Origin of the sequence: Enterococcus raffinosus, assembly GCF_019175485.1 — a bacterium.
GTDB lineage: Bacteria > Bacillota > Bacilli > Lactobacillales > Enterococcaceae > Enterococcus_A > Enterococcus_A raffinosus.
Window position 1 is genome coordinate 1,346,695 of record NZ_CP072888.1, and the last position, 21,113, is coordinate 1,367,807.

The window sequence follows — 21,113 nt, forward strand, 5'->3', positions numbered from 1 at the left end:
TGAGGTGGTTTGATGAATGAAAAGACAATGAGAATCATGCAACAAGAAGTTGATGATTATATACAACAATTTAAAACAGGTTATTTTTCCCCACTGGGTCAAATGGCTCGTTTAACAGAAGAAGTGGGTGAACTGGCTCGCGAAGTGAATCATCATTATGGAGAAAAAACGAAAAAGGATTCTGAGAGACCAAATACAGTTGAAGAAGAGTTAGGGGATGTATTATTTGTCACAATTATTATGGCGAATTCTCTAGGAATTGATCTAACAGAAGTTTTCGATCAGAATATGAAGAAGTTCAATCGGCGGGATCGCTTTAGATTCGAACGTAAAGATGGATTGACAGAAGGTGAGTCAAAATGAGATTAGAAGCATTTCCTTTAGAATTTCAAGGAGCAATGCCCATTTTACGTAAATTACAGAATGCTGGATACGAGGCCTATTATGTCGGGGGAAGCGTTAGAGATATCTTATTGAATAAGCCAATTCATGATGTGGATATTGCAACAAGTGCCTTTCCAGCTGAAGTGAAGGAGCTTTTTCATCGAACCATTGATGTCGGCATTGATCATGGGACCGTCATGGTGATTACTAAAGAAGCGACCTATGAGGTAACAACGTTTCGAACAGAATCCACGTATCAAGACTATCGTCGACCAGACCATGTGGAATTCGTCCGTTCATTAAAGGAAGATTTAAAACGAAGAGACTTTACGATCAATGCATTAGCAGTTGGTATTGATGGCACTGTGATTGATCTTTTTGATGGGTTGGACGATCTGCGCAATAAGATATTGCGGGCAGTAGGCAATCCTTACGAGCGTTTTCATGAGGATGCTTTACGAATGATGCGTGCATTACGTTTTGTTAGTCATTTGGGTTTTACTTTAGAACCTGAAACATTTCAAGCGATTCAAGAATACCACTCTTTGTTGGCAAAAATATCGGTGGAGCGTATCAATGTAGAATTTGTAAAATTAATGATGGGTTCGTTTCGTGAAGCCGGTTTACGTTCTTTTGTGGAGTCAGAATGCTACATTTACTGTCCAGGTCTAAGAAACTATGGAGAAGCACTATTAAACTTCTCAGAACTACGAGGGCCGGCAATTCCGACTGAACGGCAGGCATGGACTTTGCTAATGACAATGCTGGACATGAACATTACCGATATTCGCCATTTCATGAAAGAATGGAAATGTTCGAATCAATTAATTCGTGAAGTGACACAGATGGTACCAGCACTTCAATTTCGTTTAAAATATGAGTGGGACAATTGGACCTTGTATCAATTGGGACGAGAATTGGCTCTTTCAGTTGAATACTTGCTTTATTATTTTGATCGCGAACCCAATTTGGCTAAAATACGCTTACTTTATCAATATTTGCCCCTTTATTCATTGAAGGATCTATCGGTGAAGGGAAATGAAATAATGGACCACTTTGATTATCCTAAGGGCCCATGGATTAGTATGACGTTAAATACATTAGAGCGTGAGGTAGTCGAAGGAAATTTAAAGAATGAAAAAGAGCGATTGTTGAATTTTGCAGAAGAATTTTTGAAAAAGGAGATGCCATGAAAAAATTAACGGAATACTATCAGGTCACAAAGGAACAAACGGCGCTATCAATGGGATCAGGCGATTTGGAGGTTTTAGCAACTCCAGCTTTAGTAGCGATGATGGAGAATTGTGCGAAACGACTATTGGCACCAGAGCTTTCATCTAATTATACAAGTGTTGGTTTTACAATGAACCTTAAGCATATAGCACCAACAGCAATTGGAGCAGATGTAAAGGTGGAAGCAGAGTCAGAAAGGATCGATACGAATAAAGTTTCTTTTTCGATCAAGGCCTTTGTTGATGAGCAGCTAGTTGGCGAAGCAACGCATCAACGAGTGATTGTCGAAACAGCAGCTTTCCTTAAAAAAGTGAAGTAGAAGCACAACATGTGACCGTTTACTCAAGGTATGCTAAACTTAATTTTAGATCATTAGTGAGGAGAATGCAGAATGGCAAGAGAAATGACAGCGTTAAAATTCTATTTTCGTAATGGTGAAACATGGACGATCGATCGCCGTTATATTGGCGATTTGTGGATCAAACAAATTACGACAAGTTTCGGAAGAATTAATGGCAGCGAGTTTGTAGAAATTCATCCTTGTGCAGGTTTTAAGATTGAGATTTATCAAGAAGGCGATCATGTTCAAACAACAGATATTAATTTAGGCGGTTTAGAATTAGGCATGTTTGAGCGAGCACGTAAGTTTGAGGACATCGAACGAATGGAAATCATTTATCGAGCTGGACATCCTGATTCAGTCTATTTCCCATACAAGGACAAAGACAATGAAGGCTTGGACAATGTTTATCAATCGACAAAAGTTTCAGAGAAAACAAAAAGCTTATACATTGTAATTGATCCAACCAAAAATGTGGATGATGTCTATGGAGATAACTTCTAATCAATGAATGGACAAGTGCCCAATAACCGGGTACTTGTTTTTTTTATGGATAAAATTGTCGATCCGAGAAATCTATAGTCAAAGAAATTATTAAGGTACCAGAATATTTTTAAGAAAAGCCTTGCTTATTTGTTCAGGTACCTGTATTATATAAATATAAGGTACCTGAATAAAAAGGAGAGAACAATTATGGAAAACCAAATGAATGAACAATTCATGAAATTGCAACATGATTTGAGACGTTACTATCATCGCCAAATGGCTAAAAATCCTGGACTTGGCGTTCATCGTGGACAAGGAAGAGTTCTTGCATTATTAAAAATGAATCCAGAAATCAGTCAAAAAGATCTAACTTTTGTTTTAGGCATGCGGCCTCAATCCGTTGGTGAATTATTACAAAAATTAGAAGATAAAGAATTGATTACTCGAGAACCCTCGGAAGAGGATCGTCGCGTTATGATTATTCGATTAACGACGCTTGGTCAAGAAGAAACGGAAAAAATTTCAAAGGCACCTGATTTTGGCGAAGAATTATTTGCAGATTTCAGTGAAGAAGAAAAAGCTGAATGGACACGTTTAGTAGAGAAATTAAGCGAGACATTGAAAAATCAATTAGGTGAAGAGGATTCAGAAGACTATTTTGGTGGAGGAAGAGAATTTGATGGGCCTCGGCCTCCTCATGAGCATGGTCCACATGGTTTTGGCGGTCCCCACGGCAAAGGTCCTATTAGACACCATCACTTTTGTCAATTTGAAGATTTTGACTGGTAATCAGTAAAAAGTAAACGTATATATGTATAATCGTGAAAAGTCGTATGGGAAAAATTTCCTTTACGGCTTTTTTTTGATACAATAACGAGGAGAAATTTGAGGATGGTTCAAGATGAAAGAATTGAAAGTTACAGAGTTGTATAAAACATTTGGTGACAAAACACTGTTTGATCGTATTTCATTTTTGATACATGAGAAGGATCGTATAGGACTGATTGGCGTTAACGGAACCGGCAAATCTAGTTTGCTAACCATTTTGGCAGGAAAAGATAGCGGAGACGGAGACATTTCAGCGATAGAAAAAGCGAGTGATTATCGAATTGGTTATTTAGCACAGGAACAGAATTTTTCTGTAGATACCCTTGTTTTAGATGCAGTCTTTCAAGGGGATAATCCTTTAATGCAAACAGTTCGCTCATACGAGAAAGCATTGTTGGCTTTATCAAATGAAAATAGTGAATCAGCACAGCGATCATTTACTTTGGCTGAAGAAGCAATGAACAAGCAAGACGCTTGGACTGCGGATAGCGAAGCAAAAGCGATATTAAACAAACTTGGTATAGAGACATTAGACAAAAAAATCAGTGAACTTTCAGGGGGACAAATTAAACGTGTGGCATTAGCCCAAGTGTTAATCGATGCCCCAGATCTGTTATTGCTGGATGAGCCTACGAACCATTTGGACTATGATGCGATTCAATGGTTGGAAGGTTATTTGAAGAGCTATCCTGGTTCACTCTTAATGGTTACACATGATCGCTATTTTTTAGATCGTGTGACAAACCGTATTTTTGAACTGTCTTTCGGTCAACTGTATGAGTATCAAGGAAATTACGAATCTTATTTAGTTGCAAAGGCGGAACGAGATCGAGTAGCTGTGGAACAAGAAGGTAAAAGAAAGCAGTTATACAAACAGGAACTAGCTTGGATGAGAGCTGGTGCAAAGGCACGTACGACAAAACAACAAGCCCGGATCAATCGTTTTGAAGATTTAAAGGAAAATTTACATCAAGTAAAAAATGATGGTCAGCTTGAGATGAATATCGCAACAACTCGGCTTGGAAAAAAAGTTCTAGAGTTGAAACAAGCTTCTTTCACAATAGAAAATAAGACGATCCTAGACCATTTCGATCTTTTGATTCAAACAAAGGAAAGACTGGGTATTACTGGAAAAAATGGCGCCGGAAAATCCACGCTCTTAAATATTTTAGCTGGAAGAATCCCACTTGATGATGGAATCGTCGAGGTTGGTGAAACTGTCCGCTTAGCCTATTATACACAGCAGAATGAGACGTTAGATCCTAATATGCGAATGATTGCTTATCTACAGGAAGCCGCAGAAGAAGTGAAGCAGAGAGATGGTTCACAAATCAGTGTGGCAGAGATTTTAGAGCGTTTTCTATTTCCACGATTTATGCACGGTACATTGATAGGCAAACTTTCAGGGGGCGAAAAAAGACGCCTCTATTTGCTAAAACTATTGATTCAGCAACCTAATGTACTGCTGTTAGATGAACCAACCAATGATTTGGACATTGCAACATTAACCGTTTTAGAGGATTATCTTGAGGAGTTTCCTGGAGCAGTAATCACGGTTTCGCATGACCGCTATTTCTTGGATAAAGTTGCTGAACGATTGCTGATTTTTGAAGGGGAAGGTGAAATCACCTCTTACTTTGGCTCTATCATGGATTATTTAGCACAGCAAGCCCCAGTTAAGGAAGAAAGAACCGTTAAAGCCAAGCCGCAAATCAAAGAACGGAAAAAGAAACTTTCTTATAACGAGCAGAAAGAATGGGAAACGATTGAAGACGATATCGCGTTACTTGAAACTAAGATAAATCAATTGACGGAAGAAATGAATCATCAAGGAGATGATTTTACCAAATTGCAAGAGCTGCAAAAAGAAATAGAGCAGACTGAACAGGCACTAGAAGAAAAGATGACTCGTTGGGAATATTTAAGTGAGATCATTGAAGGATAATAAAGAAAAAATGGTATAAATTAGGGGGAACACTATGCTGATTGCAATTTGGGCACAGGATAAAAATGGCTTAATCGGTAAGGAAAATCATTTGCCGTGGCATCTGCCGAATGATTTGCGCTTTTTTAAGGAGACCACGATCAACCACACATTAGTGATGGGACGGAAAACCTTTGAAGGGATGGGTGGTCGGCCATTACCGAACCGACAAACAATCGTATTAACGCGGGATAAGGAGTATCGAGCTGAAGATGTCATCGTCATGCATTCGTTAGAAGAAGTGATTACCTATGATCAGAATCATGAGGGCGAAACATTTATTGCTGGAGGATCCGCTATTTATACAGAATTTTTACCTTATTGTAAGAAGATTTATCGGACCTTTATTGAGGCTAGTTTTGAAGGGGATGCTTATTTTCCAATGATGCTTTGGAATAAATGGCAATTAACAGAACGAAAACAAGGCGTGAGAGATGAAAAAAATCCTTACCTTTATTATTTTGAAACCTACGAAAGAGCCGGGTCTTAGTGACACGGTTCTTTCAAGATTTATAAAGAAATAGCCTCAACGATGATTTATTTCATAAGGTTTGATATACTAAAATTAATTTGAAACTAGGTGTGGAAAGAAGGATCAGAATGCCAAATGTTAAAATTGTAACGGACTCCTCTTGTACGATTGAAAAATCAGTTCGAGATGAATTAAATATTACAGTTATCCCATTATCAGTGATGATTGATGATGTGGTTTATCCAGATGACGATAAGTTAACTGGAGAGAAATTTATGGAGATGATGGCTCAGGCTAAAAATCTTCCTAAAACGAGTCAACCTCCGATTGGTTATTTTGCAGAGCTGTATGATGAATTAGGAAAAGATGGGAGCCCCATCGTGTCTATTCATATGTCCCACACATTGAGCGGGACAGCTGAGGCAGCACGACAAGCGACCTTTTTAAGCAGCAGCAACGTAACGGTAATTGATTGTGGATTTATCGATCAATCTCAAGCATTCCAAGTGATTGAAGCGGCTAAATTGGCAGAATCAGGTGCTAGTCTAGAAGAAGTTTTAGCCGGTGTTGAGCGAGTAAAGAACCACAGTAAATTGTTTATCGGAATTTCTTCATTAGATAATTTGGTGAAGGGCGGACGTATTAGTCGAGTAGCAGGCGTCATTTCCAGTGTACTGAACATGCGTGTGGTCATGGAACTCGAAAATGGTGAGTTATTGCCAATCACAAAAGGCCGAGGCAAGAAGACATTCAGTAAATGGTTCGCAGCGTTTATGGATGAATTAGCGAAAGTCAATGTCAAGCAAATAGGAATTTCATACGCTGGAAAGTTAGATTTTATCGATGAAGCCAAACAGGCACTACAGGAAATGTTCCCTGATATGCATATTCCCGTTCTGCATACCAACCCGATTGTTGCTACACATACGGGTCCTGGAGCTTTTGCGATCATGTATTACACAGATTAGTTGAACCTGCCTCTAGCAATAGAGGCGTTTTTTTACAGAGGAGTAGATAAATGAAACGATTTTCAACAATATTGATCCCATTAGCGGCAGCCGTAGTTACATTGTTGGTTCTTTTTTTGACAATTCCTAAGGCTGAGCCGAGGCTCCATGTCGTCCGGGACGAAAATCAGAATTATAAAAAATCTGTTCACTTTGTAGCAGTGGGAGATTCTTTAACTGAAGGAGTCGGGGATGAGACGAAACGTGGAGGCTATGTTCCATTAGTCGCAGACGCTTTGCAGCAAAAATATGAATTGACCTCTATCGAAAAGGATAATTATGGTGTCTCCGGAGAACGGAGTGACCAAATCCTGAAGCGTGTGAAGAAGGATTCTGATTTGCGAAATAGTTTGGCCAGTGCAGATATTATCACGATGACTGTAGGAGGAAACGATCTTTTTCAAGCGTTTCAAAAAAATCTAACGGCCAAAACGGCAAAACAATTTGATCGCTCCATAAAAAAAAATGGCAAACAAGTGGACGAAATTTTAGTTGAGATGCGGGAACTAAACCCAAAAGCACCAATTTATATTGTCGGAATTTATAATCCTTATTACTTGAATTTCCCAGATATCAAGGCGATGCAGACAGTAGTAGATAACTGGAATGATGAAACACAACGATTAACAAAAGAAACTTCAAATTGCTTTTTCGTACCAGTAAACGATCTGCTCTATAAAGGAATCGCAACAAAAGATACTGAAGAAACCAGTGCAAGCTCAAGTTCTGAAGTTAAAAATAATGCACTTTATGATGAGGATAATTTTCATCCGAACAATTTAGGTTATCAACTAATGGCAACGGCGATTAAGGATAAAATAGTAGATACGAAAGATTTGTGGTTATTAAAGGAGAGCAATTAATGGAAGAATCGAAGAAAAAAATCAATGGTTGGAAAATTGCTTTTCTTGTTTTAATTGGCATCATTTTAGGAGGCATTCTTTTCTCTACGGTGAGAGTGTTTACCGCCAGAGAAACAAATTTGCCACCAAGCAGCGAAACAACGGTACCTAAAGGGTCACCTGTTTTATCGATGAACACAAACAAGAAAAAGTTAAATACCGTTATGGAATACTTTTTGAATGATTTGCAAAAAGGTTCAGATGTGAAATATGAATTTTATTTAGAAAATCAAGCTATGTTAAAGGGCGAATTTAAAATATTGGGAGCCAGTGTCGATTTTTATCTTTACTTTGATCCATATGTTATGGATAATGGCAATGTTCAATTAAAAGCGAGAGATTTATCCATCGGCTCATTGAACCTGCCTGTCAGTCAAGTAATGGCTACAGTAAAGCGTGGGTATAAATTTCCTAAATGGGTCGCAATAGATCCAGATGAACAAACAATCGTTTTGAAGTTGAATGAATTCAAACTGAACAATGGCATGTTTATCAAAGCAAACCATATCGATCTTGTAGGTGATGATATTCAGTTTAGCTTGTATTTACCAAAAGAAAAGAAAGCCAATGATTGATCAAGAACAGTCATCGAGGTGAAACAAATGAGAAGAAGTTTTTATCATTATATCTTGACCCAGAGAGGCCATAATCCAAATGATCCTGTTGAAACATTTGCTGGCGCCGTCGCAAAAGACATCATGTTTCCAAAACAATCAGAAGATTATCATGAGGTGACAGATTATTTAGAACTTAACGTCGATTATTTAGACTCGATGGATCTTTTTGATCAGGTTTGGGATAAATATTTAGAAAACAATAAATAATTATGAAGGAAAAGTTGTGGAAGGCTTTTCCTTTTTTTTCTAGCATGCTATCATGAAAAAAAGGGTGAAAGGAAAATGCGCCTTGCAGAAAAAAACATTACCAGTATCGATTTTTTTAATATCAATCATCTGTACTATCGTAATTACTGCGGTAGTTACACATTTTATTGACCAAAAACAAGCAATGGACAATGATTCCGTTGTAAAGATTACACGAAATGATTTAGACGATGTTCAAGATTTGTATGATTTGATCAGCACGAATTATGTTGATAAGGTTGACAAAGAACAGCTTATTCAGGGGGCCTTAAAGGGAATGACAGATTCTCTGCAAGATCCAGAGTCTGAATTTTTAACAGCAAAAGAAACAAAAGAATTGAACGCCAAAGTAGCTGGCAGCTTTGAAGGAATTGGTGCAAATCTACAACTTGAAAATCGATTACCAGTGATTGATCGAGTGCCAGTAAAAAACTCCCCCGCTGAGAAAGCAAAGCTGAAAGCTCAAGATATTATTCTGGAAGTCGACGGCAAAAAAACGCAGGATAAATCATTAGACCAATTATCTAGTATGATTCGTGGAAAAAAAGGAACGCAGGTCAAATTACTGATTCAACGAGGGGAAGAGAAATTTGAGGTGGTCCTTGAACGAGATGTTATCCCGGAGGATACAGTTAAAGGGACAATCGATAAAAATGACAAATCAATTGGTTCCATTCAAATAGATAATTTTCGAGAAACGACAGCGCTGGAATTTCGTACGATTATTGAGGAACTACGAAAAGAAGGGGCTAAATCCTTCATTATTGATTTACGGCAAAATTCTGGTGGTTTAATCGCCGAGGCTGAACGTGTCGCGAGCTATTTTCTAGAAAATGGCGACACCATTGCACAGTTTTCGAATAATAAGAAGGTTATTTCTATTGATAAAGCTGGCAAGAAAATTGATCAAGGCTTCAAGGTCAAAGAACCTACAGTGTTTTTAGTCGATCAAGAGAGTTCTTATGGTGCTGAATTATTAGCGGCAGCTGTAAAAAATAAAAACTACCCCATTATTGGTGTGAATACTTTTGGCAAAGGGAGTGTTCAAAGTCTTAGTCCGATTGGAAAGGACAACTATGTTCAATTAACGATTATGAAATGGTTTGCTCCTGATGGCTCCTCTGTAGAAGGTAAAGGAGTGTCCCCAACCATCGAAGCGGATTATCCTGAATATGCTAAACTGCCACCGATTTCGAAGCAGTCCAATTGGCGAATCGGTGATTCTGGTGATGCAATCAAAAATATTAATACGATGCTTAAGGCACTAGGCTATCCAACAGAAGGTAATTTGTTTAATGAAGCTACTAAAAATGCTGTAGCTGAAATTCAAACAGAAAATAATTTATCAGCAACAGGAGCCTTAGATGATAAAACAGTGGATGTCTTACAGGAAAAAGTGTTTAAACTTGTCAAAGCAAATGATGTTGCTTATTCTAAAGCTATAGAAACGTTAAAAAAATAAATAACGAGTAGTAACTATTTTTTGTTACGAGGGAGGGGAGCAAGTGAAAAATTTATTGACAAAAAACCACCTGTGGTTAGGCGTTAAATACTTCTTGATCTCCCTTTTTATTGGCGTAATTGTCCGTGGTTTTCTATTAATTCCTGTTCCTGTTACTGGGAACTCAATGGACCAAACCTTGTCTCAAGGGGATATGGTGTTAATGGAAAAATTCAGTAAAGTAAAACGTTTCGACGTCATTGTTTTTCAACAAACAGATGGAACGATTTATATCAAGCGCGTAATTGGTCTGCCTGGAGATGAAATCCGATATGAGAAAGATCAACTTTATGTCAATGGTCATAAAATGTCGGAGTCATTCTTAACGAATAATCGAAGTCACGATCATCAAGTTTCTCCTTACACCACAGATTTTCAATTAAATGAATTAATCGGTGAAAAAAAGTTGCCGAATAATGAATATTTTGTTCTGGGGGATAATCGACGAATTTCAAAAGACAGTCGGTCTTTCGGGACAGTTCAAGGCAAAGATATATTGGGGAAAGCACAAGCAGTTTATTACCCATTGACACACATTAAAATAATTTCGTAAAAGATGGCTGAACGCCATCTTTTTTTCTGTCTACCAATCAATTAAAATTGAAAAAAGTTCTCATTTTATTTCATTGAAGTTAAATTTTTATTCAGTTATCCTTGAGGTAGGAAGTCGACTCCTAATCTGAATATAAAGGAGACAAAAGCACATGTATCATGGGAGGTTCAAAGGTACTCACTTTGAGATAGGGAAAAAATGGGGGCAATTATTGAAGAAGAACCATAAAAGTTTAGCAGATAATATCCCCTTTGAAATAACTGATGAAATGAGGGAGTTTTCTAAACAATGCTTGCCATATTACAAAAAATATTTCCCAGAAATTGTTGACGAGATAGATGGGATAGCTAATGGTCAAGTAATGGATCCCAACTTTTTATATGCGGTACTATTTTCAATGTATGCACTTGTCCGAGTGACAAACTGTTCAAGCTTTATTGTAAAAAATGATCAAAACTTTTTACTTGGAAGGAATAGTGATTTTTTAACTGAAATCGAAAAATTATATATGAACTGCCTGTACGATTTTAAAGAATCAGATTCCTACTCTTTTTCTGCAAATACAACTGCTTTTGTTGAGATGGAGGATGGAGTTAATCAATGGGGACTAGCAATTGCTCTAACTTCAGTATTTCCTGAGAGTGTAAAGCCAGGGATGAATGTCGGAATGATTTTACGCCTTCTATTAGAAAAATGTCGTAGCGTAAAAGAGGCATTGCAGCTATTAGAAACTCTTCCTCGATGCACTTCTGGAACTTTGGTTTTAGCCGATCTTTCTGGAGAGGCCTGCTTAGTCGAGTACACGAATGATACCTTGTCCTATCGGTTTCTAAAGAATAATGGATACCTCTGTGCAACAAATAGTTTCCATTTACCAGAACTTTTTTCTCGGAAACTGTTAGTAGAGGATGATTGGTTTGCGGAGGAAAGGTACGAAACATTAGAAAATTATTTGTCTAAAAACTTTCAAAGCCTAGAATTTTTAGAAGCTAAACAATTATTAGGTGGAAAATATGGGTTCATCTGTCAATATGATCGTAAAACAGGGAAAGATACAGTGTGGTCTTCAATTTATGACTTGAAAAATAATCAAGTATTTCGCTGTGAAGGAAATCCTGCACGGAAAAAGTTTAAAGAGGATACACGTTTTAAGCTTAACACTAAATAACTTAAGGGGCGTAAAAGTGTTTTTAGAAGCTTTTGCGTCTTTTATTTGTCCAATGAAAAAATTTTCTAAATGTCTGTTACTTAAAATAAATGCAAAAAAAAATAGTTATGATACAATAGCCTGTGGACATAAAAGCCTAGGCAATGAATGTAGATGAAATGAAAGATAGTGCCTCTTCATCCATATAAAAGATAAATATAATAGAAGTATAAAGCGAATGAACATTATTTTTAAGGAGGAATTACATATGACGATTCAATGGTTTCCTGGGCATATGGCTAAGGCTCGCCGGGAAGTTTCTGAAAAACTAAAGTTTGTTGATATTGTGTTTGAATTGATCGATGCTCGGTTGCCGCTATCCTCACGTAATCCGATGTTAGATCAGATTGTTCAACAAAAGCCGCGGTTGATTTTATTAAATAAATCGGATTTGGCTGATCCAAACCAAACTAATTTATGGGTAAACTATTTTCGTGAGCAGGGGCATCATGTTCTGGCTTTGACGGCTAAGGACGATAAGAGTGTGAAACAAATCGTGCCTGCCAGCAAGAAAGTTTTGGCTGATAAAATTGCACGTGACAAAGAAAGAGGATTGAAGCCGCGGGCCATTCGAGCGATGGTTTTAGGGATTCCTAATGTAGGAAAATCTACTTTGTTGAATCATTTAGCTGGGAAGAAAATTGCTAGTACGGGGAATCGTCCTGGCGTTACTAAAGGGCAGCAATGGCTCCGCTTTGGTTCGCAATTAGAGCTGTTGGATACGCCTGGAATTTTGTGGCCTAAGTTTGAAGATCCAAGCGTAGGTAAAAAATTAGCATTAACTGGAGCGATCAAGGATGATCTTCTACACCTAGACGATCTAGCACTTTATCTGCTAGAAGTTTTTTGCCGTTTTTATTCAGAACAATTAAAAGAGCGTTATAAATTAACAGAAGATAATTTATTTATGGAACTGCCTGAGTTATTATTACTGATTTCAGAAAAACGAGGATTCAAAGATGATTATGAACGTGCCAGTGAAATGTTGATTCTTGAGCTTCGTCAAGGAAAATTGGGTCGATTCACGCTGGATCGTTTTGAGGAGCTAAGTGTTTAATGGAAAAATTATCAATCAGCGCCATCAAAGAAGAGCTAAAAGTTATTACATCGGCTGACGATCCTCGTTTAGCAGGGTTTCGTCTGGATACGCGTAAAGGCGTTCAATTGGCATTAACTCAATGGCAAAAGCAGCAGGATAAGCAAGCAGCCTTAGTAGAAAAATACAAAGAAATGTCGATTTTTGAACGCGAGAAGAAAGCTCAAGGGTTTCGAGCAATCTGTGGGATTGATGAAGTCGGTCGCGGTCCGTTAGCTGGCCCTGTGGTTGCTGCAGCGGTGATTCTAAATGATGAGCATGAAATCTTAGGCTTGAATGATTCAAAACAGCTTTCGGCACATAAACGAGAAGAGCTGGTAACGGAAATAAAACGAAATGCGCGAGCAATCGGCATTGGCGAAGCGACTGCTGAAGAGATCGATCAGTTGAACATCTATCAGGCAACAAAGGTCGCAATGCAACGAGCGATTGAACAACTGTCTATCGCACCAGATTGCCTATTAATTGATGCAATGGTATTGGATAATGGCTTACCACAGGAGAAAATCATCAAGGGTGATGCCCGATCTGTTTCAATCGCGGCGGCTAGTATTATTGCGAAGGTGTATCGGGATGAGTGGATGGCAAAGTATGGCGAACAGTATCCGGCATATGGCTTTGCTAAAAACGCTGGCTATGGAACAAAAGAACATCTAAAAGCTATTGATGAACAGGGAATTTTACCAATTCATCGAAAAACTTTTGCACCAATTAAAAATATATAAAATGAAATCCTTCTTTTTTAAGTATCTTTTTGATAAAGAGCTGAAAAGAGGGATTTTTTTGAAAAATGACTTTCTATTACGTTTAAGTTTAACTAAAGGCATTGGAGCTTTCGGGAAACATCGCATTTATCAATTTGCGAAGCGGCATCAGTGGTGGCAATTTGATGGATTAGAAATCCGACTATTAGCACAATCAACCAAGCCAAACAACTGGAATGAATGGTCCGGAGAACGATTGAAGCAAGTAGAAAGAACGCACCAGTTTATCACGATTGAAGATGAAGTTTATCCAGAGACTTTGAGGCATGTACCGACTCCACCACTTGTATTATTTTATAAAGGTGATTTAGCATTATTGAAACGAAAGATGCTGGCAGTTGTAGGTGCACGCGAGGCAACAAATTATGGGTATCATGTGTTACAGGAGTTGATGCCTGAGATTACGAAACGCGGATTTACGATCGTTAGTGGACTAGCAAAGGGAATTGATAGCTTCGCCCATCAATTCGCCATCAGCAATCAAGGAAAAACAATCGGAGTGGTTGGAACAGGGTTAGATATTTGTTATCCTAAAAATAGTGGAAACTTGCAAATTGAAATGAGCCAGAATCATTTAGTATTAAGTGAATATCCTAATGGTACGACGCCAGCGAAATTTCACTTTCCCATGCGTAATCGGATCATCGCTGGATTAAGCAGCGGAGTATTGGTGGTAGAGGCGAAAAAGCGCAGCGGGTCACTCATTACAGCACAACAAGCATTAGATTATGGAAAAGATGTATTTGTGGTTCCAGGGTCAATATTAGATGGACGATCCAGTGGGTGCCATCAGTTGATTCAGGACGGTGCTATCTGTGTAGAAAAAGCACAAGATATTTTTGATTCGTATGATTTGTGGAACAAAATTCGTTAGACCTGACTTGACAAACAAAATTTGAATAGCGTATTATAGGCTACGATTTGTCAGTAGTTACCAATATATAATAGAAGAAAAAATTGAGGAGGCAAAAACATTTGGCCTATAAATACCTAGTTATTGTGGAATCACCAGCAAAAGCAAAGACCATTGAAAAATATTTGGGAAGAAACTATAAGGTGGTAGCAAGCGTTGGACACGTTCGTGACTTGCCAAAAAGCAAGATGGGAATTGACGTTGAAAATAATTATGAGCCACACTATATTTCAATTCGCGGCAAGGGCGACGTAATTAAAAGCTTGAAACAAGCGGCTAAAAAAGCGCAAAAAGTTTATCTCGCAAGTGACCCGGATAGAGAAGGAGAAGCCATTGCCTGGCATCTCGCTTATTTATTGGGACTAGATTTGAAGGATAAGAACCGCGTAGTATTTAATGAAATTACAAAAGATGCTGTAAAGGCAGCATTTAAAGAGCCTCGTTCAATTGATGTTTCTTTGGTGGATGCCCAACAAGCCCGTCGAGCGTTGGATCGCTTAGTTGGCTATTCCATTTCACCTATTCTTTGGAAAAAAATCAAGAAGGGCTTAAGTGCCGGGCGTGTTCAATCCATTGCTCTAAAGATGATTATTGATCGTGAACAAGAAATTCGTGAGTTTGTACCAGAAGAATACTGGAGTATTGATGGAAACTTCAAGAAGAAAACCAAAAAATTCAAAGCTAATTTCTGGGGTGTAGACGGTAAAAAGAAAAAATTACCAAACGCCGAAGCAGTCAAAGAGATCACTTCACGAATCGATGGTAAGGATTATGAAGTTACAAAGGTTGAGAAGAAGGAACGAAAAAGAAATCCAGCGTTGCCGTTTACGACAAGTAATATGCAACAGGAATCTGCTCGTAAATTAAATTTCCGTACTAGAAAAACGATGATGGTTGCTCAGCAATTGTATGAAGGGATTGCCTTGGGGAAACAAGGAACAGTTGGGCTGATAACCTATATGCGTACGGATTCCACTCGTATCTCGGATACAGCCAAAACGGAAGCGGCTGAGTTTATCGAGAAAACTTACGGGAAAGAATATTCTCAGCATCATGCGCGCAAAGCAAAAAATCCTCAGGGTTCTCAAGATGCCCATGAAGCAATTCGCCCTACTAGTGTTCAGCGGACACCAGATGAAATGAAGCAGTATTTGGATAAGGATCAATTAAAGCTTTATACATTAATCTGGTCACGTTTTGTCGCAAGTCAAATGACTGCGGCAATCCTGGATACCATGAAAGTGACACTAAACCAAAATGGCGTTATCTTCATAGCTAACGGTTCAAAGATCAAATTCAAAGGGTTCATGCAGGTATATATTGAGGGTCGTGATGATGGCAAAGAGGATAAGGAAAATATCTTGCCAGAGCTTGAGACTGGGGATGTTGTTCAATCTGTGAATATTGAGCCCAAACAACATTTCACTCAACCGCCAGCTCGTTTTAGTGAAGCAACATTAATCAAAACACTGGAAGAAAATGGTGTGGGTCGTCCATCAACCTATGCGCCGACGTTAGATACGATTCAACGTCGTTATTATGTGAAATTGACCCAACGACGTTTTGAACCTACAGAATTGGGTGAAATTGTTAATACTTTGATTGTCGATTTCTTCCCACAAATAGTGGATGTCAACTTCACAGCAGAGATGGAAAATGATCTGGATAAGGTTGAAGAAGGCAAAGAAGAATGGACAAAGGTAGTCGATCGCTTCTACAAACCGTTTGCCGTTGAGCTGGAAAAAGCGGAAGAGGGTATTGAGAAAATCCAAATCAAGGATGAACCCGCTGGCTTTGATTGCGATGTCTGCGGGCATCCAATGGTCATTAAGCTTGGGCGATACGGAAAATTCTACGCATGTAGTAATTTCCCAGACTGTCGCAATACCAAACCGATCATCAAGGAAATTGGCGTAGAATGTCCGGTTTGTCATAAGGGACAAGTTGTGGAGCGCAAATCGAAGAAGAACCGTTTATTTTACGGGTGCTCACGCTATCCAGACTGCGACTTTACTTCTTGGGATAAACCAATTGGCCGGACTTGTCCGAAAGATGGTGGTTATTTAGTTGAGAAGAAAGTCAAAGGCGGCAAACAAGTTGTCTGTGTGAATGGTGACTACGAAGAAGCAGTACAAAAATAAATTATTTAAGTGAGGAATAGATGGTAAAGACAGTAAATGTTATCGGGGCTGGATTAGCCGGCAGTGAGGCTGCTTGGCAATTAGCAGAAGCGGGAGTCCCTGTGAATTTATATGAGATGCGACCGATTAAATCAACTCCAGCACATCATACCGGGAATTTTGCGGAATTGGTTTGTAGCAATTCATTGCGGGGAAATGCTTTAACAAATGCCGTCGGCGTCCTAAAGGAAGAAATGCGGCGCCTACATTCAGTGGTGATTTCTTCTGCTGATGAGACGGCGGTACCAGCAGGGGGCGCACTTGCAGTGGACCGCAATAATTTTTCGGAGCTGATCACTCAAAAAGTGAAAAATCATCCAATGGTCACTGTTATCTCCGAGGAAATTACTAAGATTCCAGAGGGGATTACAATTATCGCTACAGGTCCATTGACCTCGGAAGCATTGGCTGAAGAAATTGCTGAATATAATGGCTCTCATGGGTTCTATTTCTATGACGCCGCGGCACCGATTCTAGATGGCGCTACCATTGATCGTGAAAAAGTCTATTTAAAATCTCGATATGACAAGGGTGAAGCGGCCTATCTGAATTGTCCGATGACCGAAGAAGAATTCATGCGCTTTTATGAAGCTTTGATTGAAGCTGAAGTAGCTCCCCAGAAGGAGTTTGAGAAAGAAAAATTCTTTGAAGGATGTATGCCAATTGAAGTTATGGCTAAACGTGGCATTAAAACGATGCTGTTTGGTCCAATGAAACCGGTTGGTCTTGAAGATCCCAAAACAGGTAAACGGCCTTATGCAGTTATTCAATTGCGACAAGACAACGCGGCAGCTTCTATGTACAATATTGTTGGCTTTCAAACGCATTTAAAGTGGGGAGAACAGAAACGTGTCTTTCGCTTAATTCCTGGTTTGGAAAATGCAGAGTTTTTACGTTATGGAGTTATGCATCGCAACAGTTTTATGAATTCACCTGAGTTACTTAAGCCAACCTATCAAAGCAAGAAACGAGAAGACTTATTTTTTGCTGGTCAAATGACCGGCGTTGAAGGATATGTTGAAAGTGCTGGTAGTGGGTTAGTAGCGGGGCTGAATGCTGCTAGATTGGCAAAAGGGGAAGAATTGATTGAATTTCCTCGTGAAACAGCGATTGGCTCGATGGCCTATTACATCACTCACGCTGAAGGAAAGCATTTCCAACCGATGAATGCTAATTTTGGTTTGTTTCCTAGTTTGCCAGAACGAATTCGTGATAAGAAACTTCGCTATGAAACGTTAGCTGAGAGAGCATTAGCGGCTTTATCAGAAATGAATCTTTAAAGAAATTCCGTTGCTTCGGCAATGGAATTTTTTATTTAGACAAAATAAATCGGATTCCTGTCTGATTCGACAGGAATTATGAAATATCTGTAAAGAATTGTTAGTATATTCGTGAAAAGTCAATAAATTCTGACAATTCAATTGTATTTAAAAAGGTCTTATGCTACATTTGTGTTATGTTTGTGAGGTGAGATGAAATTTGGAAAATGAAGCAGCAATGCGTGAGTTCATGGGCTATTTAATAACAGAACGTGGGTATTCAGAGAAAACGAAGGATGCGTATGAACGTGATTTAAACGATTTTTGTCAGTTTCTAGAAAATTCAGGAGACCCCTCATTGACTGCGGTAGATCATTTAGATGTTCGTGTTTATTTGGCGTTTTTAAATGATCAAAAATACAGTCGCAATACTATCAGTCGAAAGATTGCTAGTTTACGTTCTTTTTATCAATATCTCCTTAAACACGAAAAAATTAAAGAGAACCCTTTTTCTTATGTTCACCTCAAAAAGAAGCATGCGAGGTTGCCACGTTTCTTTTACGAAAAGGAGATAGAAGTCCTTTTTGATAGTGTTGAGGGGACGAAACCTTTGGACCAACGAAATCGAGCATTGTTAGAGGTGCTATATGGTTCAGGACTTCGTGTCAGTGAATGTGCAAACCTCACATTATCTGTCATCGATTTTGACAATAGTGTTATGCTGATCCATGGTAAGGGCAATAAGGATCGGTATGTTCCGTTAGGTTCCTATGCGTCGGATGCTATTCAAGCGTATGTTGATGACGGTCGTAAAAGTTTGATGGAACGTTTCGGTAAAGATCACAACTATCTTTTTATTAATCATCGTGGAGATCAGATTACGTCAACTGGGATTGAATACGTGCTAAATCAAATAATCAAAAAAAGCAGTTTAACTAGTGACATTCATCCTCATATGTTGCGCCATACGTTTGCCACACATTTATTGAATAATGGGGCGGACCTAAGAACGGTGCAGGAATTATTAGGACACGCGAATTTATCCACTACGCAAATTTATACACATGTTACAAAAGAAAGCTTACAGAAAAGTTATCGCTCGTTTCATCCAAGAGCTTAAAAGTTATTTTCAACGAAGGAGAGAATAAGATGTCAGAATCACAATTTCATTCAACAACGATTTGTGCGATCGAAAAAGATGGGAAATTAGCCATGGCTGGTGACGGTCAGGTAACAATGGGAGAACAAGTTATCATGAAAGGCACGGCGCGTAAAGTTCGTCGGATCTACAATGGAAAAGTCGTTGTGGGCTTTGCTGGTAGTGTAGCCGATGCTTTTACTCTAGAAGAAAAGTTCGAAGGAAAGCTAAATGAATACAACGGAAATCTTCAAAGGGCTGCTGTGGAATTGGCCCAAGAATGGCGTACACAACAGGCTATGAAGAATTTGGAAGCGTTGTTGATTGTCATGAACGAAGAGGAAATGCTGTTGGTTTCTGGAAACGGTGAAGTAATCGCTCCTGATGATGGGATATTGGCGATCGGTTCAGGAGGAAACTATGCTTTGGCAGCTGCTCGTGCGATGAAAAAACATAACTCTGAAATGAGCGCGAAGGAAATGGCAGAAAGTGCCTTAAATATTGCCGCAGATATTTGTGTCTTCACAAACCATAATATTATCGTTGAAGAGATGTAAGTAAAAAAATCAGTAGATGATATGAGTAAGGAGAATCAGGATGACTGAAATCAATAAAACACCAAAGGAAATTGTTAGTGACTTAGATGAATACATTATTGGACAAGATGAAGCGAAACGATCAGTAGCCATTGCATTGCGTAATCGTTACCGTCGAATGCAATTAGAAGAATCGATGCAGCAGGAGGTCACACCGAAAAACATTTTAATGATCGGACCTACTGGGGTTGGTAAAACGGAAATCGCTCGTCGTTTAGCACGGATCGTCAAGGCACCCTTTGTCAAAGTTGAAGCGACAAAATTTACGGAAGTGGGTTATGTCGGACGTGATGTAGAATCCATGGTACGTGATTTGGTTGAGAACGCGATTACTATTGTAGAGAAAGAGCAATATTCAAGAGTATATTCTCAAGCGCTAAAAAGAGCGAATAAGCGTCTGGTAAAGGTATTGGTTCCTGGTATTAAAAAAGAGCAAAAACAGAGTAACAATCCCTATGAGCAAATGATGAATATTTTTAATCAAGCGCAAACTGAACCGAAGGAAGAAGTCACCGAAGATATAAAAGTGAATCGTCAAACCGTCCTTGAGCAGCTTGAAAAAGGGTTACTGGATCAAAGAGAAGTAACGATCGAAGTCGCTGAACCGAAAAAGGCAATGCCAATGAACAATGGTTTAGAACAAATGGGCATTGACTTGTCTGATACATTAGGCGCATTGACACCTGAGAAAAAAGTTCAGCGTACAGTAACAGTTAAAGAAGCACAAGAGCTTTTGGTAAAAGAAGAACAAGCCAAATTAGTGAATGAAGGAGATATTTCTACTGCAGCGATTAAGTTGGCTGAAAGTTCCGGTATTATCTTTATTGATGAAATCGATAAAATCACTTCTAAATCACAACAAAATTCAGGTGAAGTTTCTCGTGAAGGCGTTCAAAGAGATATTTTACCAATTGTAGAAGGATCACAGGTGAATACCAAATATGGTGCGATTCAAACTGACCATATTCTATTTATCGCTAGTGGGGCATTTAGTTTTTCAAAACCAAGCGATTTGATCCCTGAATTGCAAGGACGTTTTCCAATTCGAGTGGAATTAAGTGATTTGTCTGCTGAAGATTTTGTCAGAATACTGACTGAACCGAACAATGCGTTGATAAAACAATATGTCGCTCTTGTTGGGACTGAAAATGTCAAAATTATTTTCACGCAGGAAGCTATTGAACGAATTGCTCAAATTGCTTTTGATGTCAATCGAGAAACGGATAATATCGGGGCCCGTCGATTACACACCATCTTAGAAAAATTATTAGAAGACTTGCTATTTGAAGCACCAGATATGCAAATGGGTGAAATTAAAATTACAGAAGCATATGTGGATGAGAAGTTAGCATCCATTGCTCAAAATAAAGATTTAAGTCGTTATATTCTTTAAAAAATGGAGGGGAA

The 21,113-nt window shown here is 38.7% G+C and carries 22 protein-coding genes; all 22 read left to right on the top strand.

The window, feature by feature from the left end; genetic code table 11:
* Nucleotides 1–12 precede the first annotated feature (12 nt).
* The 22 genes from J9537_RS06625 to hslU all read left to right on the top strand — a co-directional run bounded on the left by J9537_RS06625 (nt 13) and on the right by hslU (nt 21,099).
* A complete protein-coding gene (locus J9537_RS06625; protein WP_218257177.1) occupies nt 13–363 on the top strand; it encodes a nucleotide pyrophosphohydrolase in 351 nt (116 codons plus the stop codon).
* Nucleotides 360–1,577: a CCA tRNA nucleotidyltransferase gene (locus J9537_RS06630; RefSeq protein ID WP_218257178.1), complete on the top strand. Its 1,218-nt coding sequence runs from the start codon at nt 360–362 to the stop codon at nt 1,575–1,577. Before J9537_RS06625 ends, J9537_RS06630 begins: the two co-directional genes overlap by 4 nt.
* On the top strand, nt 1,574–1,936 hold the full coding sequence (locus J9537_RS06635; RefSeq protein WP_218257179.1) for a thioesterase family protein: 363 nt from the start codon (nt 1,574–1,576) through the stop codon (nt 1,934–1,936). Before J9537_RS06630 ends, J9537_RS06635 begins: the two co-directional genes overlap by 4 nt.
* 72 nt (nt 1,937–2,008) lie before the next feature.
* On the top strand, nt 2,009–2,461 hold the full coding sequence (locus tag J9537_RS06640) for a hypothetical protein (RefSeq protein WP_218257180.1): 453 nt from the start codon (nt 2,009–2,011) through the stop codon (nt 2,459–2,461).
* Between the two features lie 189 nt (nt 2,462–2,650).
* Entirely contained in the window at nt 2,651–3,232 is a 582-nt protein-coding gene (locus J9537_RS06645) for a MarR family winged helix-turn-helix transcriptional regulator (protein ID WP_218257181.1), read from the top strand.
* A gap of 112 nt (nt 3,233–3,344) precedes the next feature.
* Nucleotides 3,345–5,216, top strand: coding sequence for an ABC-F family ATP-binding cassette domain-containing protein (locus J9537_RS06650; RefSeq protein ID WP_218257182.1), 1,872 nt, complete (start codon nt 3,345–3,347; stop codon nt 5,214–5,216).
* Nucleotides 5,217–5,250: 34 nt separating this feature from the next.
* Entirely contained in the window at nt 5,251–5,745 is a 495-nt protein-coding gene (locus J9537_RS06655; protein ID WP_218257183.1) for a dihydrofolate reductase, read from the top strand.
* A gap of 110 nt (nt 5,746–5,855) precedes the next feature.
* Nucleotides 5,856–6,695 (top strand): DegV family protein, encoded by an 840-nt coding sequence (locus J9537_RS06660; protein WP_010744637.1) that lies wholly within the window; start codon nt 5,856–5,858, stop codon nt 6,693–6,695.
* A 50-nt stretch (nt 6,696–6,745) separates the two neighbouring features.
* On the top strand, nt 6,746–7,597 hold the full coding sequence (locus J9537_RS06665) for an SGNH/GDSL hydrolase family protein (protein ID WP_218257184.1): 852 nt from the start codon (nt 6,746–6,748) through the stop codon (nt 7,595–7,597).
* A complete protein-coding gene (locus tag J9537_RS06670) occupies nt 7,597–8,211 on the top strand; it encodes a YpmS family protein (RefSeq protein ID WP_010744639.1) in 615 nt (204 codons plus the stop codon). The genes J9537_RS06665 and J9537_RS06670 overlap by 1 nt, the downstream gene beginning before the upstream one ends.
* A gap of 27 nt (nt 8,212–8,238) precedes the next feature.
* Nucleotides 8,239–8,460 carry a YozE family protein gene (locus tag J9537_RS06675; protein WP_010744640.1) on the top strand — a complete coding sequence of 74 codons (222 nt, stop codon included), beginning with the start codon at nt 8,239–8,241 and terminating at the stop codon, nt 8,458–8,460.
* Nucleotides 8,461–8,542: 82 nt separating this feature from the next.
* Nucleotides 8,543–9,961 (top strand): S41 family peptidase, encoded by a 1,419-nt coding sequence (locus J9537_RS06680; RefSeq protein ID WP_010744641.1) that lies wholly within the window; start codon nt 8,543–8,545, stop codon nt 9,959–9,961.
* Between the two features lie 43 nt (nt 9,962–10,004).
* On the top strand, nt 10,005–10,553 hold the full coding sequence (lepB, locus tag J9537_RS06685; protein ID WP_010744642.1) for a signal peptidase I: 549 nt from the start codon (nt 10,005–10,007) through the stop codon (nt 10,551–10,553).
* Between the two features lie 151 nt (nt 10,554–10,704).
* Nucleotides 10,705–11,721, top strand: coding sequence for a C45 family autoproteolytic acyltransferase/hydrolase (locus tag J9537_RS06690; protein ID WP_218257185.1), 1,017 nt, complete (start codon nt 10,705–10,707; stop codon nt 11,719–11,721).
* A 247-nt stretch (nt 11,722–11,968) separates the two neighbouring features.
* The gene (gene ylqF / locus J9537_RS06695; protein ID WP_218257186.1) at nt 11,969–12,817 is read left to right on the top strand and encodes a ribosome biogenesis GTPase YlqF; all 849 of its coding nucleotides are present in this window, start codon (nt 11,969–11,971) and stop codon (nt 12,815–12,817) included.
* Nucleotides 12,817–13,581: a ribonuclease HII gene (locus J9537_RS06700; protein ID WP_218257187.1), complete on the top strand. Its 765-nt coding sequence runs from the start codon at nt 12,817–12,819 to the stop codon at nt 13,579–13,581. The genes ylqF and J9537_RS06700 overlap by 1 nt, the downstream gene beginning before the upstream one ends.
* Before the next feature lie 58 nt (nt 13,582–13,639).
* The gene (dprA, locus tag J9537_RS06705) at nt 13,640–14,494 is read left to right on the top strand and encodes a DNA-processing protein DprA (protein WP_010744646.1); all 855 of its coding nucleotides are present in this window, start codon (nt 13,640–13,642) and stop codon (nt 14,492–14,494) included.
* 101 nt (nt 14,495–14,595) lie between these two features.
* Nucleotides 14,596–16,674: a type I DNA topoisomerase gene (gene topA / locus J9537_RS06710; RefSeq protein ID WP_010744647.1), complete on the top strand. Its 2,079-nt coding sequence runs from the start codon at nt 14,596–14,598 to the stop codon at nt 16,672–16,674.
* Nucleotides 16,675–16,694: 20 nt separating this feature from the next.
* Complete coding sequence (gene trmFO / locus J9537_RS06715; RefSeq protein ID WP_218257188.1) at nt 16,695–17,993, top strand: FADH(2)-oxidizing methylenetetrahydrofolate--tRNA-(uracil(54)-C(5))-methyltransferase TrmFO; 1,299 nt, start codon at nt 16,695–16,697, stop codon at nt 17,991–17,993.
* A gap of 217 nt (nt 17,994–18,210) precedes the next feature.
* Complete coding sequence (xerC, locus tag J9537_RS06720; RefSeq protein WP_218257341.1) at nt 18,211–19,092, top strand: tyrosine recombinase XerC; 882 nt, start codon at nt 18,211–18,213, stop codon at nt 19,090–19,092.
* A gap of 29 nt (nt 19,093–19,121) precedes the next feature.
* Nucleotides 19,122–19,667: an ATP-dependent protease subunit HslV gene (gene hslV / locus J9537_RS06725; protein ID WP_010744650.1), complete on the top strand. Its 546-nt coding sequence runs from the start codon at nt 19,122–19,124 to the stop codon at nt 19,665–19,667.
* Between the two features lie 40 nt (nt 19,668–19,707).
* Nucleotides 19,708–21,099 (top strand): ATP-dependent protease ATPase subunit HslU, encoded by a 1,392-nt coding sequence (gene hslU / locus J9537_RS06730; RefSeq protein WP_010744651.1) that lies wholly within the window; start codon nt 19,708–19,710, stop codon nt 21,097–21,099.
* Nucleotides 21,100–21,113 lie beyond the last annotated feature (14 nt).

What these genes read in the sequence shown, in the direction of transcription:
- J9537_RS06660 (WP_010744637.1), top strand. Translation starts at nt 5,856, where the DNA reads ATGCCAAATGTTAAAATTGTAACGGACTCCTCTTGTACGATTGAAAAA.
- J9537_RS06650 (WP_218257182.1), top strand. Translation starts at nt 3,345, where the DNA reads ATGAAAGAATTGAAAGTTACAGAGTTGTATAAAACATTTGGTGACAAA.
- J9537_RS06625 (WP_218257177.1), top strand. Translation starts at nt 13, where the DNA reads ATGAATGAAAAGACAATGAGAATCATGCAACAAGAAGTTGATGATTAT.
- J9537_RS06700 (WP_218257187.1), top strand. Translation starts at nt 12,817, where the DNA reads ATGGAAAAATTATCAATCAGCGCCATCAAAGAAGAGCTAAAAGTTATT.
- ylqF (WP_218257186.1), top strand. Translation starts at nt 11,969, where the DNA reads ATGACGATTCAATGGTTTCCTGGGCATATGGCTAAGGCTCGCCGGGAA.
- trmFO (WP_218257188.1), top strand. Translation starts at nt 16,695, where the DNA reads ATGGTAAAGACAGTAAATGTTATCGGGGCTGGATTAGCCGGCAGTGAG.
- J9537_RS06675 (WP_010744640.1), top strand. Translation starts at nt 8,239, where the DNA reads ATGAGAAGAAGTTTTTATCATTATATCTTGACCCAGAGAGGCCATAAT.
- J9537_RS06630 (WP_218257178.1), top strand. Translation starts at nt 360, where the DNA reads ATGAGATTAGAAGCATTTCCTTTAGAATTTCAAGGAGCAATGCCCATT.
- J9537_RS06640 (WP_218257180.1), top strand. Translation starts at nt 2,009, where the DNA reads ATGGCAAGAGAAATGACAGCGTTAAAATTCTATTTTCGTAATGGTGAA.
- J9537_RS06635 (WP_218257179.1), top strand. Translation starts at nt 1,574, where the DNA reads ATGAAAAAATTAACGGAATACTATCAGGTCACAAAGGAACAAACGGCG.
- J9537_RS06665 (WP_218257184.1), top strand. Translation starts at nt 6,746, where the DNA reads ATGAAACGATTTTCAACAATATTGATCCCATTAGCGGCAGCCGTAGTT.
- J9537_RS06670 (WP_010744639.1), top strand. Translation starts at nt 7,597, where the DNA reads ATGGAAGAATCGAAGAAAAAAATCAATGGTTGGAAAATTGCTTTTCTT.
- J9537_RS06645 (WP_218257181.1), top strand. Translation starts at nt 2,651, where the DNA reads ATGGAAAACCAAATGAATGAACAATTCATGAAATTGCAACATGATTTG.
- hslV (WP_010744650.1), top strand. Translation starts at nt 19,122, where the DNA reads ATGTCAGAATCACAATTTCATTCAACAACGATTTGTGCGATCGAAAAA.
- hslU (WP_010744651.1), top strand. Translation starts at nt 19,708, where the DNA reads ATGACTGAAATCAATAAAACACCAAAGGAAATTGTTAGTGACTTAGAT.
- xerC (WP_218257341.1), top strand. Translation starts at nt 18,211, where the DNA reads ATGCGTGAGTTCATGGGCTATTTAATAACAGAACGTGGGTATTCAGAG.
- J9537_RS06655 (WP_218257183.1), top strand. Translation starts at nt 5,251, where the DNA reads ATGCTGATTGCAATTTGGGCACAGGATAAAAATGGCTTAATCGGTAAG.
- J9537_RS06690 (WP_218257185.1), top strand. Translation starts at nt 10,705, where the DNA reads ATGTATCATGGGAGGTTCAAAGGTACTCACTTTGAGATAGGGAAAAAA.